The organism is Kitasatospora sp. NPDC101155, assembly GCF_044768305.1.
In the GTDB taxonomy this organism is placed as follows: domain Bacteria; phylum Actinomycetota; class Actinomycetes; order Streptomycetales; family Streptomycetaceae; genus Kitasatospora.
Genome location: NZ_JBIWPN010000002.1, coordinates 132,784 through 147,709 on the forward strand (window position 1 = coordinate 132,784; position 14,926 = coordinate 147,709).

Here is a 14,926-nt window from a genome sequence, read left to right on the forward strand (position 1 = left end):
TTCGCTGTTTTCTGTCTGCTGTTTTTGTCGGCTGGTGGCTGGTGTCTGGTAGCCGGTGGCTGCCGGCCCGACAACCGTCAGGCGGCAGCCGACCGGGCGTCAGGCCTACTCGGCCGGGGTCGGGCCGGCGGCCAGCTGGGCGAGGTAGCGCTCGGCGGCGCGGAGCTTGCGGCCGTCGCGGCCGGGGAGGTAGGCGCGCAGCTCGATGATCTCCGGGGCGATGCGGATGGCCTCCGTACGGTCGGTGATCGAGCGCCAGCAGGCCTCGGCGTTGGTGGCCGCCTGCTGGGTCTCCGGGTGGTTCGCGCCCTGGGAGCGGAGCAGCGTCAGGGCGACCTCGCGGTAGATGTCGGCCGCCTCGGCCGTTCGGCCCGCGAGCCGGCACACGTGCGCGCGCACCTGCCGCACCTGGAGGACGGGCTCGGAGACGGCGCCGTGCTCGGCGATCGCCTCCAGTTCGAGTGCGAAGGCGAGGTCGGTGGCGGCGGCGTGGTCCCCGGCTTCGGCGCTGCGGACGATCCGTCCGATGACCTCGCGGTAGTCCGCGCGGGGCGCGTTGGCGGCCGGGGTCCCGGCGACGGCCTCGGCCGGGATCTCGGCCGGGGTCTCAGCCAGTGCAGGCGGCTGATCGGCGGGCGCCTCCTCGGCCGGGACCTGGTCCTGCGGCACCTCGCCCGTCGACACGGCTTCGACCGGTACGACGTCGACTGGCACGGCGTCGGACGATACGGCCTCGGACGGTACGGCGTCCTGGGGCTCCTCCGCGGCCTCGACGACCTCGACGACCTCGGCAGCCGGCTCAACCGGCTCGGCGACCTCCTCAGCCGCCGGAACGGCCGCAGCCGCCTCGACAGCCTCGTCCGCGGGCTCCAGCTCCGGCTCCGGCTCCGGCTGCGACTTGCGCAGCGTCACGCCCGCCAGCCGCACGGTCTCCGCCGCCGGCGCATCGGCCGGGACGGGCTTGTGCAGGCTCACGCTCGACGCCTCGTCAGGCTGCTCGCCCGCCTTCACCAGGCTGACCGGCTTGGCCGGTCGCGGCGGCGTGGGCGGCACCCCCGGCTTGATCAGGCTCACCAGGCCGTCCACCGACGGAGCCGGCACCGGCCGCTCGGCCACCGCGCCGTGCGGCCCGGCCTGACGCGGCAGCGGCGGCACCGGGGGCAGCGGACGCTCCGCCGCGACCGCGTCCGGCACCGCGACGCCGTCCGGCACCGGCATGGCGTCCACCGCCGGAACCGCATCCGCCATCGGCACGGCGTCCATCACCGGCAGCACCTCGGCCGCCGGGACCTCGCCGCGGCGGGCGGTGTTGCGGAAGACCGGGCGGTCCGGGACGTGCGTGGCCAGGATGACCACGTCCGGCCGCAGCACCGAGTACACCTGCTGCCGCAGTTGCTCGGGCGCGAGCACGTCGCCCGCGCCGGGGCGGCCGCCGTGCAGCGCCTCGATCAGGGCGCGGGTGAAGGTGCCGATCTGCTCCGGGTCCGGGCTGACGACCGCCCACAGCGGGATGCCCTCGCTGAGCGGCGAGACGGTGCCCTGGAGGTACGGCCAGGCGTTCTGATCGGCGCTCAGGTCGGCGATGACCAGGGTCTGCCACTCGGCCGGACGGTGGCTCAGCTCCGCGGCGATGGCCTGCCAGGGCAGCCCGTCCTGCTTGGAGTCACGCAGGGTCAGCTGGAGCTGGCCACCGCGCTTGTCGGCGACCACGTGCCCGCCCAGGTGCACCAGCAGCGGCCCGGGGTGCCGGGAGGCGGCGCGCAGGTGGGCGAGGACGGTGTGCGGGTCGCTGGCACCGGGGAGGTGGACGGCGTCCACCGCGTCCGCGGCGAGCAGCACCTGCGGCGAGACGGCGGCCAGCATCGCGGACAGCACCGGCGCCTGGGCCGGTCCGCCCCTGCCCCAGGTGCGGCGGCCGGAGGTGCCGTACCCGCCCTCGATCACCAGGATCCGGCCGCGCGGCGCCGTGCCCAGGCCGCCCAGCCCGCCCGTACCGGCGGCCGCGCCACCCGGGACGGTGAACGGCGGCGGCGTGGCCGAGGCCGGCGCGCCCGCGGCGGGCAGGCCGGTGAGGGTCCATCCGGTGGGCGCGACCGGCGGCGCGGGCGGCACCGAAGCGGGCGCGCTCGGTGCCGCCGCAGCTGGGGGCGCCGGGGGCGCGGGCGGCGGCTCGTACAGCGCGGCGGGCCCGGGCGGGTGCTCCTCAGCAAGCAGGCGGGCGGGCGGCGGTACGGCGTCCCAGGGGCCCGAGTCCGCGGCCGGCTCGGGACCTCCGGAAACAGCTGTCGTCTCCGCCATCTTCTGGTCACCGCCCCGCCCCGCCGCTGCCGCGGCGTCTGATGCCCTTGCCTGCGTGGTGCCTGCCACCACGTTCCGTGCGCGCCACCCTACGAGATCCCGGCGCACCCGTTCCAGGCCGGGTGCCGATCGGCGTGCTACCCGGCCCGCAACGCCCGCTATCGTGCCGCCATGACCGGCTCCGATGCGCCCCTGCTCTTCCTCGACGTCGACGGACCGCTCATTCCGTTCGGCGCCCCGCCCCCGGGCGGCTACCCCACCTACCCGGGCCCGGAGCCCTCCGGGAACCCGCTGGTGACCCGGGTCGACCCGGCGCTCGGGCGGCGCCTGCTGGCCCTGCCCTGCGCACTGGTGTGGGCCACCACCTGGCTGGACGATGCCAACGACTGCCTCTCGCCCCGGCTGGGCCTGCCGCAACTGCCCGTCGTGGACTGGCCGGTGGCGGACGACGAGGACGGCGGGAACGGCGGGAACGGCGAACCGCTCTGGAAGACCCGCCCACTGCTCGACTGGGCGGCCGGACGCCCGTTCGCCTGGGTGGACGACGAGATCACCCCCGCCGACCGTCGCTGGGTCGAGACCCACTCCCCCGCTCCCACTCTGCTGCACCGCGTTGATCCCCAAGTCGGGCTCACCGAAGCCGACTTCACCGTCCTCGACGCCTGGCTGCGCACGGCCCGCCCGGCCACCCCCCGGAAGGAGTGACCGGGCAGACGTGCAGGTTCCGTGGCTTCGCGAGCACTGGTTCCTGCCCGAAGGCCGGCATCCGGGCGCGGCGAGCAGCGGCGGTGTCGACGGATCTTGAGCGATCCGAGCCTTCAGGGCGATCGGTCCGATGACAGAGAGCGAAGTCCCGCACCCCGATGACGTGGGTGGGCCCAGCGCTGCCGCCGACCTGAGGGCAAGCCCGAGCGGTAGTGGAACGCTGGGGGCCCAGCAGCCCGCCGGCGTCTACTTCACCGCGCACGGCCTGTTCGGCCCGCTGTACCCCGAACGGGGCTGGGCCTGGTTCGTGCCCACGTCCGAGGACGCCGCACGCGCCGACTGGCCCGGCCTCCTCTCGCGCACCTCAGCGCCCCTTGGCGCTACGGTACTCACGGAATCGTGGCCCCTGGAAGGGGCTGAGTTCCTCAGGAGCCGGCCAGCAGGTCACGCAGCAGGGCGACCGTGTCGGCGTCCAGGTCGCGGCCGGTGCGGCGGCTCAGGGCGTCCAGGCGGTTGACGGCGCGCAGGAGTTGGTCCCGGGCGCCGGCCGAGGCGTAGGCGTAGAAGAGGTCCCGGTGCAGCAGCTCGACGTCCGGGGCGACGGCGAGGCCGCGGAAGACGGCGGCCTCGGCGCTGCGGTGGTCGCCGTACTGGAGGCGGCGGGCGGCGAGTTCGTGGGCGGTGTCGACGATGGCGGCGATCATGTCCTGGCGCTCGGCCTCGGCCCAGCCGTAGGAGGCAGGCGGGGCCTCGGCGAACGGTGCGCCGCGGACCAGGGCCAGGGCGTGGGCGAGGGCGGCGTCGGCGGTGGCGCTGGTGCTGCGCATGCCGCGCCGGTAGAGGCTGCGGAACTCGTCCCAGTCGCAGGTGACGGCCGGGGCGAAGGCGTAGCCGTCGGTGGCCGCGGTGGACAGGTAGGCGCGGCCCTCGCCGGAGGTGCCGAACCAGGCGGCCAGGTCGGCGAGTTTGGCCGGGAGCGGGCTCTCGGCGTCGGCGGCGGTGGGGTGCGGGTCCAGGTGCGCGGCGCCGGGGTGCAGGTCGTGGTCGAGCGCGTGGTGGTCGGAACCGGGGCGCAGCGCGAGGTAGACGGCGAGCTCGGTCAGCCGGGACAGCGCGCCGGGTTCGACGGTGCCGAAGGTGCCGGCCACGTCGATCGGGCCGAGCAGCCGGATCCGGGGGGCGTTGCGCGGGGTGTGCGCCTCCGGGGAGCGGAGGATGGCGAGCAGGTCGTCGCTGTCGCTGCGGCCGGGGGTGGCCCGGGCGACCGGCGCGACCGCGGCCGGTCCGGGCTCCACCGCCGGCTCCACCCGCTCCTCGGTGTCGGCCGCGCGCTCCGCGACGGAGCCGGGCTCCGGCCGGGACGGCACGCGCGGATCGACGCCGGTGGGCGCGGGCGCGCTCTGGTGCGTCGGGGCGGGCTCAGCGGGCACGGGCTCGGCGGGCACGGGGACGGGCACGGGGACGGCGGGCGCCGGGGCAGGATCGGCAGGCGTCCGGGCGGGCACGAGAACGGGCACGGCTGCCGACTGCGGCGCCACGGGCTGGACCGGCTGGACGGGCTGGACGGGCTGGACGACCACCGGGGCGTCGGCCGGCATCACCTCAGCAGCCTCGGCCGTGTCCACCGCGGCGTCCGTGGAACCGACCGGCTCGCCGGGCAGCCGCAGGTCGCGGGTGGTCTCATCGGTGGCCTGCCCGGCCTCGGCGGCGCCCTGCTCGGTCTCCGTGGCGGCCATCCCGGTCTCGGTCGCCGCCTGCCGTCCCTGCCCGTTGACGGCGAACCTCGCCGGGCCGGCCGATGTGGGGGCGGGGACCTGAGCGGGGGCGGGCGTCGCCGGGTCGGTTCCCGCGAACGGGCTGACGCCGGTGCCGATGACCCGGGTCAGCAGCCGGGGCCCGGCGGCCGTGTCCGCGCCCTCCCCGGCCTCCCCGGCCTCGCCTGCCTCCGTCGCCGGAGCGCCGACGACGGCCAGCACCGGTACGACGGGCGGCAGTTCGGCGGTGTCCGGGTCGTCGTCCGGATCCGGGTCGAGGCCGGGACCGTCCAGGGTCCAGGCCGGCGCCGGGTGCTGGGTGGCGTCGTCGGCGGCCCGGAGGAGTTCGGCGATCTGGTCGTACTGCTGTCCGTCGAGCCGCTGGAGTTCGACGGACAGGTGCAGGCCGGGGATGGCGGCCTGGCCGGTGGTGGGCAGGGTCCAGCGGGCGACCGGGCCGGTGCCGCGCTCGGGGGCGAGGGTGATGACGGCGACGCAGGTGCGCGGACGGGCGTCCAGCAGACGGCCGAGCTCGGCGGGGGTGCCGCCGCCGGGCTGCTGGGCGCAGAGCACGATCTCGGGTACCCAGGACTCGTCCGCCTGCCCCCGGCTGCGGGCCTCGCGCGGGCTGGCGGCCTCGGCGGCGATCAGGGTGGCACGGGCCTTGGCGGTGCGCGGGCCGAGGGCGGCCAGCGCGGCCTCCAGGGTGGGGTGGCGGTGGACGCGCTCGGCGGCCGGGCCGCTGATCGGTACCTCCTCGGCGAGGTCCACCAGGTGCAGGTGGAGCCGGTCGGCCAGCGGGCTGTGGGCCAGTTCGATGGCCAGGGTGCGCAGGACGTCGCGCGCGTCGTCGGGGTGTCCGGAGAGGTGGAGCAGCCGGACGGCCTCCAGGTCGGCGAGGACCACCGAGCCGTCGGGCGAGGTGCCGAGGGTGACCAGCGCCGGGTAGGGCGCGGCGGTCTTGCGGGCCTGGGCCGCGCTCAGCACGTCGCCGGACTCCTCGCTGCACCACCAGACGTTGGCGGCGTGCGCGGCGCGGAACGGCGCGATCGGCGTGGCCGGTCCGGACAGGTGCAGCTCGATGGTGTGGCCGGGGGTGATCCGGGCCGCGACGATGGCCGGCAGCCGCTTGCCGCCGCGCACGGTGTTGCGGGCCAGGGTACGCAGGGCGCGGTCCAGCAGTTCGAGCCCGGCCTGGTCCTGCCGGACGATCAGCTCGTTCTCGAACGCGGCGGCCTCGGCGGCGGGCATCGCGATGCGGTGCAGGGGGCGGCGGGCGCGCAGCTGGGTGCCGCGCTTGTAGGCGACGGTGCCGACCATCATGGCGGCGAGCAGGACCCCGACGGTGGAGGCGGCCAGGGCGACGGTGTAGTCGCCGTCGGACGCCGGGTCGGCGTGCGTGGCGGGGGCGGGAGCGGGTGTGTGGGCGGGCGCCGGCGTCTGGGCGGCCGGGGCGGGCTGCGACGCGCCCGGCGTCGGGGCGGCCTGCGTCGGGGCGGGGGCGGGCGTCTGCTCGGGAGCGGGCGCCGGAGCCGGCGTCTGGGCGGCCGGAGCGGCCGCCCCCGGCACCGTGAGCACCGCCCCGGGCTCCAGTACGTCCGGGTCGGTCAGCCGTTCCCCGTCCGGCGCCTGCACCCCCTTGTTGGCCTCGAAGAGCTTCGGCCAGGCCTCACCGTCCCCCAACTCCCGCTGGGCGATGGCCGACAGGCTGTCCCCGGCCTGGACGGTCACGGTCTTCTGCCCGGCCGCGCCCGGCTCCGTCCCGGCCTGCGGCGACTGCGCGGGAGCCGGGGCCTGCGCCTGACCGGCAGCCGGAGCGGGGGCCTGGGCCGGGGCCTGCGCGGGCGCCTTCGCCTCGTCCGCCTTGGCGTCCGTCGGCATCAGCAGCTCCCAGCCGGGCTGGATCGGCCGGTCCGCGTCGAAGCGGACCCCGGAATCGTCCATCACCCGGCCGTCGTTGAGCTTGGCGATCTCCACCCACCGCTCGCCGGAGCCCAGTTGGCGCTCCGCGATGGACCACAGGCTGTCCGCCGGCCGGCTGTCCCGGACGGTGTACGTGGGGTGCTGCTCGGCCGCCGGGCTCAGCGCGGGCGCGGACTGGGCGGCGGGCAGCGCGGCCCGCTGCACGCCGGGGGTCAACTGCGCCTGGGCCACTGGGTGGTGGGCCGGCTCCGGCACCGCGGCGAAGGCCGAACCGGCCACCGGCAGCAGCGCGAGCACCGAGCCGACCAGCCCGGCGGCGAGCCGCTGGCTCCAGCCGAAGGCCGGGATCCGCCGGGCGATCCGGCCGCGCAGCTGGGCCGGGATCTCCAGCAGGACGGAGAGCGCGAAGCACGCCCAGGCCAGCCACCCGACCACCACCAGCAGCCAGAGGAACAGCCGCCCGTCGTCCGGACTGGTGAGCGCCTCGCCCACACCGCCCGGAGCGACCTCGCCCATCGAGGCGACCGCGTGGGTGCCGTACAGCAGCAGCGCGGGGACGCCGAACAGCAGGGCGAGCAGGGTCACCAGCGCGGCGAGTGCGGTGATCAGCGCGCCGCCGCGGCCGCGGCCGGCCCGGTGCGCGCTTCGACCCCGACCCCTCGCGGTTCGATCCCGGTCGTTCCCCGGCCCGGTCCCGGTCCGGCCGGTACGGGCCGGGGTGGTTCGGGCCTGGTCCTTGGCACGTGGCGCGGCCATCAGTCGGTCTCCGCTTTCTCGACTCCGTGGACGAGGGTCGCACTGCCCTTGCCCGTTACCTTCCGCTGCCCGAGGGCGCCCAGCAGAACCGGCCGGTAGTCGGCCCGCACGGTGACGGTGATGACCTTGCCGTCACCGGAGAACTCGACGCCGTCGACGTGCAGCCCGTACAGCCCGAGGTAGGCGTCGGCGGCCTGCTTGACGTAGTCCTGCCGGACCTTGAAGCCCTTGCCCTGCAGCACGGCCGCCTGGTCGAGCTGCTGGCCTCCGACCCGCGCGGCCTCCTGGGCGTACGCGTCGGTGCGCTCGGCGACCCGCAGTCGGCCGCCGGCGTCGATCACCAGGGCGATGACGAGCACCAGGTAGGCCGCGCAGATCGCCACGAAGAGGGCGACCGCACCCCGGTCCGACCGGCGAAGGCCCGGGTGAACCCGGCGATCCCGATGAACCCGGCGATCCCGGTGAACCCGGTGAAGCCGTCGACGCCGCAGGCCGCTCAGCACTCGCACCCCCTCCCCCCGATCCGCACGATGTCTCCCCACCGGCCCCCGCCGGGCGCCACTCGGTTCCGTTGCGTCATCCCCCGAGCGCTCTCCGCTTGCGTCTCCCCCGCACGAGCCGTCCCCAATCCCCCGACCGCCCGTCACGGCCCGCCCCGCCGTCATGTGCCGCGGTAGCGGTCCACCACGGAGGTGAACTCCCCGACGAGGTGCTTCGTCACGGGCACGCCGGAGGGTCCGCCGAGCAGGTCGGCGAGTTCGACGTCGCAGACCACGGTGACCTTGACGGTGGCGACCGGCCCGTCCGCCAGCTCCAACTCGCCCTGGTCCAGCTGGACGTCGCTGTTCCGGCAGGAGACGCCCTGCTGGCGCAGTGTTTCGAGGGCGGAGTCCCTGGCCGGCTTGTCCATCCCGGCGACGCTGCGCTGCAGCGAGGCCGTCCGGGCCCCGGCACGGGCGGCGGCCTCGACCGTGCCGGCCGCGGTCTGCACCCGGCCGGCGGCGATCGCCAGCAGGACCAGTGCGACCACGCCCGGCACCACGATCGCCGCCTCGATCGCGATCCCGCCCCGGTCCCGCCGTCGCGGGCGCCACCGCGGCCCCCGCCGCCCGGCGCCACCGCGCGCCACCACGGCACGAGTGCTCACTTCGTCACCACCGGCGGGACGAAGCGCTCACGCGGCGCCTCGGCGTACTGCCGGATGCTGGGCCCCGTGAGCCCGGGTATCAGCAGCGGGGGCGTCAGCTCCACGGTGACCTTGATCCTCTCGGACGTGCTGCCGTCCGTGACCACCTCGTACCCGTGGACGCCCTGCCGGTCCAGGAAGTCCCGGGCCTGCCGCCGGGCGGCCTCGTCCTTCGCCCCGTCCGTCGCGTTCCCCTGTACCCGCCCGGCGTCCACGCCCTCGCGGGCGGCGCTGAGCGCGACCTGGCGGTCGTACCACCACAACGAGGCCTGGACGACGAGCAGGACGAGCAGCAGGACGACCGGGAAGACGATGGCGAGGCTGATGCTCATCGACCCCCGGTCGCTGCGGCGGCGAGGCACTCGGATCACTTGGAGGCGCCGCCCGCGCCGCCGGCGCCGCCAGGCATGTTCGGATCCTGTTCGACCTTGGTGACCACCTTGTCCTTCAGCAGGTACAGCGCGGTCGCGACGGCGCCCGCGACGAACACCAACGCGATGATGGCAAGGGCGAGTTCGATGCTGATGGCGCCGCGGTCGCCGCGCGCGCGGGCGGCGCGCAGCCGGCCCCGCCGGAGCGTGAACAGCAGCAGGGCGAACTGCACGGGCAGCAGGACGGGCCGCAGCACCCGGCCGGCCAGCTGGGCGAGTCGTACGGACATCAGGGGTCTCCAGGGTGTGGTGTGGTGTCAGCTGCTCTGGGACGGGCGTCAGTTGAGCATCTGGTGGAGCGCGGGAAAGACGATCAGGACGGTCATCAGCAGGGTCAGGGCAGCCCCGGGCGCGACCATCCGTTCACTGTCGGCGTTGGCGCGGGCGAGGTCCTCGGCCAGCAGCTCACCGCGCAGGCCCTTGGCGCGGGCCCGCAGGGTGTCGTACACGGCCGCGCCGTCGGTGCCGGACAGCCGCATGATGTCGGCCACGTCCTGGAGCGGACTGAGTCCCAACTCCCCGGCCAGCGCGTCGAGTCCGGCCCAGGGCGGGAGGCGGTCGGTGGCGGCGCGCTCCAGCGCGTCGCGGATCCGCCGGAACACCGCGCCCTGTCCGACCGAGGCGGCGCGGCGCAGTGCCTCGGCGGGGCCGCAGTCGGCGGCCCGCTCCAGGGCGACGAGTTCCAGGTAGGCGGCGATGCCGTGCAGGTACTCGGTGCGCGCCTCCTTGGCCTCGCCGCGCACGATCGCGTCCGGGACGAAGAACAGCAGCCCGGCCAGCAGCGGTCCGGCGACCAGCGGCAGGGCGAAGGGCAGGCCGACGTCCATCAGCGCGGCCATCGCGCCCAGGTAGGCGGGCAACATCAGCCCGAGCGCGGCGAACAACAGCTTGTGCACCATGAACCGGGCCGGGGTGCGGCCGATCAGGGCGAGTTCGCGGCGTGGGACCGAGACCCCGCGCAGGGTGAGCGAGCGCTCGCCGATCCGGTCGTACCAGGGCACCCGCTCGTCCGGGTCCTGCGGCCGGTCGGCCGGGGCGCGGTGCAGCCGGTCCAGCGCCTGGCGCAGGTCCGGTGGTGCGGGCCGCAGTTCGGCGATCAGCAGGGCGATGCCGCCGGCCGCGGCGGCGCCGGCCAGCACGGACCAGGGGGAGATCACCGGACCTCCCCGAGCTGCTCGGCGGGCTCCTGCCCGGGCCCGTCCTTGCCGCGCCCGCCCCTGCTCCGACCGCCCTTGCTCCGCCGGTCCGGCGTGAGCAGCCGGGGCACCGGCGGGTGCGAGGCCAGCGCCCGCATCCAGGCGATGATCGCGACGAACAGGGCGGCGACCACGGCGAGCACGATCTGCCCGAGGAAGGTCCCGTACGGGCGGGTGTACTCGGTGTTGAAGGAGCCGACCGTGACGACCAGCACGATGATGCCGACCAGCCAGCGGATGGTGGTGCGGTGCTTGGCCCGGTCGGCCTCGATGGTGCGGCGCTGGCGGACCTCCTCGCGCACCGAGTCGGCCATGTCGGAGAGCGTCCGGGCCAGGCCCGGGCCGCTGTCCCCGGCCCGCAGCACGAGGGCGGCCAGCACCTTGTCGGCGGTGGCGTCGGCCAGGCTGTCGGCAAAGGCCCGCAGTGCCTCCTCGGGCCGCCAGCGGGCCTGCAGCCGGGCGGCCAGCTCGCCGATCTCCTCCTCCAGGGCCGCGGGGGCGGTGCGGCGGCTGGTGACGATGGCCTGGTTGAGGCCGACGCCGAGCAGCAGCACGTCGGCGATCCGCTGGGTCCACTCGGAAAGTGCTTCCAGGCGTTCGATCCGGTGGGTGTCCGGGCGGGTGGTGTCGAACAGCCAGGGCAGGCCGAAGACGGCCAGCGGCACCAGCAGCGCGGTCAGCGGGATGCGGGTGAACAGCCAGGCCAGCGGGGCGCCGACGAGCGCCAGCGGCAGTTGGATCCGGCGCAGCCGCACCATCCGCAGGGAGGCCGCGCCGGGGGCGCCGTACCAGAAGACGTGGGCCCGGCCGGCCAGCGGGTTGCCCGGGCGGTCCGGCTCGTCCTCGTCGGCGGGCTCGCTGCCGCGGGCCCAGGCCACCAGGGCGACCAGGCCGCCCGCGACCGCCAGCCCGCACAGGGCGAACAGCAGCATCACCGCGCGCCACCGCCGATCCGCAGCTGTAGCGGGGCGGCCCAACTCCCGTACCGGGAGCCGAGCAGCGAGGCGTCGAAGCCGGCCCGGCGCAGGTCGTCCAGGCACTGCGGCGGGGTGTGCGGGACGGCGCGCGGCTCGCCGAGGTCCGGCCGGGGGCCGAAGACGGTGTTCAGCGCGGGCCGGCCGCTCTCGCCGAGGCCGGTGACCTCCAGGACGTGGGAGACGAAGCGGTGCCGGCGGCCGCCGACGGCGGTCTCGTCGACCATGGTGACGTGCACGATGAGGTCCAGGGCGTTGGCGGTGAGCCGGTAGGCGAGGGCGTCGGTCATGTGCGAGCCGTACTCCAGGCAGAGTTCGGCGATGCGGTCGACCACCATGTGCGGGCCGCGGGCGTGCAGGGTGCACATCGAGCCGCCCTCGCCGTTGGTCATGACCCGCAGCATCGGGACGACCTCGCCGGAGCGGACCTCGCCGACGATGATCCGGGAGAGGGTCATCCGCAGCGCGGCGGGGATGAGGTCGCCGATCGTCAACTCACCCGCCAGGCGGCCGTCGACGCGTTCGCCGTTGCCCTCACGGGACTCCATCGGGACGACCTGGCGCAGGTGGCCGAGGGTGTGCAGCCAGAGCTCGAACTCCGACTCCAGGGTGCCGATCCGCTCGTCCGGCGGGATCTCGGCGGCCATCGCGCGCAGCAGGCTGGTCTTGCCGACGCCCTGGGTGCCGGTGATCATCACGTTCTTCCGGGCCCGGATCGCGGCGGCCAGGAAGGCGGCCAAGGTGCTGTCCAGGGTGCCGAGTTCGACCATCTCCGGCAGCGTCGCCGAGGCCACCCGGTGGCGTCGGATCGCCACGTACGGGCGCGGCGTCACCTCGGTGAGCGCCTGCAGACGCATACCGCCCTCCAGGCGCAGCGCGAGGGTCGGGCTGGCAGTGGACAGGCTGCGCTCGCCGCCGCCGTGCTGGCGGGCCAGATCCTGGAGCAGTTCGACGAGTTCGGCGTCTGTGTCGGCCACCGGCGGGACCTGGCGCAGGGGTTGGTGCACCTTGGAGACCCAGACGTCGTCGCAGCCGTTGATCAGGATGTTCTCGATCTCCGGGTCGTCCAGGTAGGGCTGGAGCCGGCCGGCCCGGAACAGCAGGTCGAAGACGGCCTCGGCGAGGGCGCGGTCCTGCTCCCGGGTGGGCGGGATGCCGTGGGTCTGCGCGTAGGCGTCGGACCAGCGGGCGACCGCCTCCTCGATCAGCGCGCGGCCGCGCTGACGGCGGGTGGCACGGTCCGGCTCGGCGCCGGAGCCGGCGGTCAACCGGGAGATCTGCTGGTGCAGTTCGGCTGCGACCTGGCGCTTGAGCTCGCGCGCGACCTGCGGGTCGACGGCCGGCCGGGTGGCGGCGCCGCGCAGGTCCAGCGAGGGCAGCTGGGAGGGTACGGCGGTGGGCCCGGCGCCGCCGGGGGCCGGGGCGACGGGTTGGGGCGCGACCGGGCCGGGCTGGTACGCCTGCGCGGGCTGCGGCGGCGCGGCGGCCGGCACGGGCGTAGGCGCGGGCGCGGGCGCGGGCGCGGGCGCGGGCGCGGGCGCGGGCGCGGGCGCGGGCGCCGACCAGGGCAGGGCGGCCGGGTCGGCCGTCGGACGCTGGTGCAGGGGGCTACCGCGCACGGAGCACCTCCCCGGGGGTGTGCGGGTACGGGCGCCCGTTTATCTGACGGTCAGTCACCATAGGTTGCTGGAGCGGGTACTGCTCGTCCTCCTCAGCCGGTCGCGGAGACTGGACGTGCGCCGGGAACGGCGCCGGCGCGGCCGGCTGCGGCGCCAGCCCGGCCAGCGGCGCGACCGGGCCGGTGGTGATCACCGGCGGGGTGTACGAGGGCTGCTCGCCCTCGCCCGGCCCGTAGGCCGACTCCCCGTACGGCGTCTGGCCGTACGGCTGCTGTCCGTACGCCGGGGCGGACACCGGAGCCGTCGGCGACATCGGCGGCACCACGGGCCCCGGAACCGGCCCCGGGGCAGGCACCGGTACGGCGGCGGGCGCGCCCGGCGCGGCCGGGTTCGGCGCCGCGAGCTGGGCGGGCGTGGGTGTCGGCGCGGCCGTCGGCGCGAGCCGCTGCCGCCGCCGGCGGATCAGCAGCTGCACCTCGTCGGCGGCCGAACGGGCCGTGCGCATCAGCTCCGAGCGGATGAACCGCCGGTCGGTGGTGTCCCCGCCGTCGGAGAGCACCCGCGCGGTACGAGCGGCGTGCGGCAGCACCCCGAGCACCGGCAGTCCGAGCTCGCGGGACACCTCCGGTCCCGGGTACGGCCCCTCGGCGACCAGCAGCAGCCCGAGCGCGTCCGCCCCGGTCCCGCCGGCGGCCAGGTCCTCGGCGAGGGCGGCGAGCCGGGGGCGGGCCGCGCTCAGCCCGCGCAGTGTGGTGCGGACCGTCACCGCCACCACGTCCGCACAACGGGCCAGCACCGCGCTCGTCCCGGTGGCGCCGGAGCGGCCGAGGTCCACGATGACGTCGTAGCCCTGCTGCTCGATGCCGTGCAGCAGTTCGGCGAGCGGCTCCCAGGTGTAGGCGAGGCCGGGCGCCTGGGCCGGGTCGGTCAGGCCGGGCAGCAGCAGCCGCTCGGCGTTGCCCTCGGGCGAGAGGTCGATCAGCTGCTCCCAGATGGTCTGGGCGAGCAGCCCGCGGCGGTCGGCGACGGCGAGGTTGCGCAGCCCGTACACCGCCTCGACCCGGCCCTCCAGGGCGCCCGCGAGCACCGCGCCGCCGTCCGGGTCGGCCTCGACCAGCAGGATCCGCCGACCGGGCGGCAGCGGCCAGGCCAGCAGCAGCGCCAGGGCGGTCGTGGTCGCGCCGGGCGCGCCCGGACCGCCGACCACCGCGATCACCGCCATCAGGCGCCGCCCGTTCCGGCCGGGGTCGCGGGCGCGGTGGCCACGCCGGAGGATGGTGCGCCGGTGGGGGCCGCCGACGTAGCGCCCGAGGGGGCCGCCGACGTAGCGCCCGAGGGGGCCGCCGCAGCCCCGGTGCCGCTGGGGACGGCGCGCGGCGCCAGCAGCACCTGGATCCGCCCGCCGGCCACCCACTGCGCGAGCCGCGGCCCGTCCGCCGAGCCGACCGCCACGTCGATCACCTGGCTGCCGTCGGTGTCCACCCGGCCGACCGTGATGACCGTCGCGGGCAGCGAGTCGGCCCGGCCGTTGTCGGGGGTGTTGACCACGACGATCTGCACCCCGGGCTGGAGCCGGCTGGCGGGCAGCTGGCTGCGCTTGGCCGACACCCCGACCACGATCTGCCCCGGCTGCACCGACAGTCCCTGCGCCAGGTCGGAACCGGTCAGCATGGCCCCGCGCTTGAGGTCGGTGGCGGCCCGCATGCCGACCGCCTTGCCCCGGTCCTGGGCGGACACCGGCCGCAGCGCCGGATCGCCCGCGATCCGGGCCACCACCAGGTCGTCCTCGGTGATCACCTGCCCCCAGGGCACGTCCCGGGCCAGCGCCAGCACCGCGACCCGCTGTCCGGTGCTGTTGTAGAGGGCGGCGCCGCCCAGCCCGCCGGCCGCGATCAGCGCGACCGCCATCGCCAGCACCGCCGGGCGCCGCCGCCGGGCCCGCATGGTCCGCCCGGGCGCGTGCGGCACCGCCCGCCCCCGGCCGCGGCCCGCGCCGCGGCCCTGCTGCTCCTGGCCCGGCTGCTCCGGTACCGCCACGGACACCGCGGCACCTGCGGGTGTGCCGGATCCCGGCGTCGCGAATG

At 76.3% G+C, this 14,926-nt stretch carries 12 protein-coding genes; 1 reads left to right on the forward strand and 11 read right to left on the reverse strand.

The window, feature by feature from the left end; translation table 11 throughout:
* Positions 1-105: 105 nt before the first annotated feature.
* Complete coding sequence (locus ACIRYZ_RS03125; RefSeq protein ID WP_402938784.1) at positions 106-2,298, reverse strand: hypothetical protein; 2,193 nt, start codon at positions 2,296-2,298, stop codon at positions 106-108.
* 171 nt (positions 2,299-2,469) lie between these two features.
* On the opposite strand from ACIRYZ_RS03125, the gene ACIRYZ_RS03130 reads away from it, so the two are divergent.
* Positions 2,470-3,003, forward strand: coding sequence for an HAD domain-containing protein (locus tag ACIRYZ_RS03130; RefSeq protein ID WP_402938787.1), 534 nt, complete (start codon positions 2,470-2,472; stop codon positions 3,001-3,003).
* Positions 3,004-3,428: 425 nt separating this feature from the next.
* Here ACIRYZ_RS03130 and ACIRYZ_RS03135 read toward each other — a convergent pair whose 3' ends face one another.
* The 10 genes from ACIRYZ_RS03135 to ACIRYZ_RS03180 form a co-directional block, all read right to left on the reverse strand.
* Positions 3,429-7,436, reverse strand: a complete 4,008-nt coding sequence (locus ACIRYZ_RS03135) for a LysM peptidoglycan-binding domain-containing protein (protein ID WP_402938790.1) — start codon at positions 7,434-7,436, stop codon at positions 3,429-3,431.
* On the reverse strand, positions 7,436-7,819 hold the full coding sequence (locus ACIRYZ_RS03140; protein ID WP_402938792.1) for a hypothetical protein: 384 nt from the start codon (positions 7,817-7,819) through the stop codon (positions 7,436-7,438). The genes ACIRYZ_RS03135 and ACIRYZ_RS03140 overlap by 1 nt, the downstream gene beginning before the upstream one ends.
* A 278-nt stretch (positions 7,820-8,097) precedes the next feature.
* A complete protein-coding gene (locus tag ACIRYZ_RS03145; protein ID WP_393024582.1) occupies positions 8,098-8,583 on the reverse strand; it encodes a TadE/TadG family type IV pilus assembly protein in 486 nt (161 codons plus the stop codon).
* On the reverse strand, positions 8,580-8,954 hold the full coding sequence (locus ACIRYZ_RS03150; RefSeq protein ID WP_402938796.1) for a TadE/TadG family type IV pilus assembly protein: 375 nt from the start codon (positions 8,952-8,954) through the stop codon (positions 8,580-8,582). The genes ACIRYZ_RS03145 and ACIRYZ_RS03150 overlap by 4 nt, the downstream gene beginning before the upstream one ends.
* A 35-nt stretch (positions 8,955-8,989) precedes the next feature.
* Positions 8,990-9,283: a hypothetical protein gene (locus ACIRYZ_RS03155; protein WP_402938802.1), complete on the reverse strand. Its 294-nt coding sequence runs from the start codon at positions 9,281-9,283 to the stop codon at positions 8,990-8,992.
* A 48-nt stretch (positions 9,284-9,331) separates the two neighbouring features.
* Positions 9,332-10,210, reverse strand: coding sequence for a hypothetical protein (locus ACIRYZ_RS03160; RefSeq protein ID WP_387615500.1), 879 nt, complete (start codon positions 10,208-10,210; stop codon positions 9,332-9,334).
* Positions 10,207-11,181, reverse strand: coding sequence for a type II secretion system F family protein (locus ACIRYZ_RS03165; protein WP_402938804.1), 975 nt, complete (start codon positions 11,179-11,181; stop codon positions 10,207-10,209). The genes ACIRYZ_RS03160 and ACIRYZ_RS03165 overlap by 4 nt, the downstream gene beginning before the upstream one ends.
* Positions 11,181-12,842, reverse strand: a complete 1,662-nt coding sequence (locus tag ACIRYZ_RS03170; RefSeq protein ID WP_402938806.1) for a CpaF family protein — start codon at positions 12,840-12,842, stop codon at positions 11,181-11,183. Before ACIRYZ_RS03170 ends, ACIRYZ_RS03165 begins: the two co-directional genes overlap by 1 nt.
* Positions 12,832-14,064, reverse strand: coding sequence for a hypothetical protein (locus ACIRYZ_RS03175; protein ID WP_402938808.1), 1,233 nt, complete (start codon positions 14,062-14,064; stop codon positions 12,832-12,834). The genes ACIRYZ_RS03170 and ACIRYZ_RS03175 overlap by 11 nt, the downstream gene beginning before the upstream one ends.
* The gene (locus ACIRYZ_RS03180; protein ID WP_402938811.1) at positions 14,064-14,885 is read right to left on the reverse strand and encodes an SAF domain-containing protein; all 822 of its coding nucleotides are present in this window, start codon (positions 14,883-14,885) and stop codon (positions 14,064-14,066) included. The genes ACIRYZ_RS03175 and ACIRYZ_RS03180 overlap by 1 nt, the downstream gene beginning before the upstream one ends.
* Positions 14,886-14,926 lie beyond the last annotated feature (41 nt).

Bases quoted from the DNA above. Each gene is read 5' to 3' on its own strand.
- ACIRYZ_RS03135 (WP_402938790.1), bottom strand. From the start codon at position 7,436: ATGGCCGCGCCACGTGCCAAGGACCAGGCCCGAACCACCCCGGCCCGT.
- ACIRYZ_RS03175 (WP_402938808.1), bottom strand. From the start codon at position 14,064: ATGGCGGTGATCGCGGTGGTCGGCGGTCCGGGCGCGCCCGGCGCGACC.
- ACIRYZ_RS03150 (WP_402938796.1), bottom strand. From the start codon at position 8,954: ATGAGCATCAGCCTCGCCATCGTCTTCCCGGTCGTCCTGCTGCTCGTC.
- ACIRYZ_RS03130 (WP_402938787.1), top strand. From the start codon at position 2,470: ATGACCGGCTCCGATGCGCCCCTGCTCTTCCTCGACGTCGACGGACCG.
- ACIRYZ_RS03155 (WP_402938802.1), bottom strand. From the start codon at position 9,283: ATGTCCGTACGACTCGCCCAGCTGGCCGGCCGGGTGCTGCGGCCCGTC.
- ACIRYZ_RS03165 (WP_402938804.1), bottom strand. From the start codon at position 11,181: ATGCTGCTGTTCGCCCTGTGCGGGCTGGCGGTCGCGGGCGGCCTGGTC.
- ACIRYZ_RS03125 (WP_402938784.1), bottom strand. From the start codon at position 2,298: ATGGCGGAGACGACAGCTGTTTCCGGAGGTCCCGAGCCGGCCGCGGAC.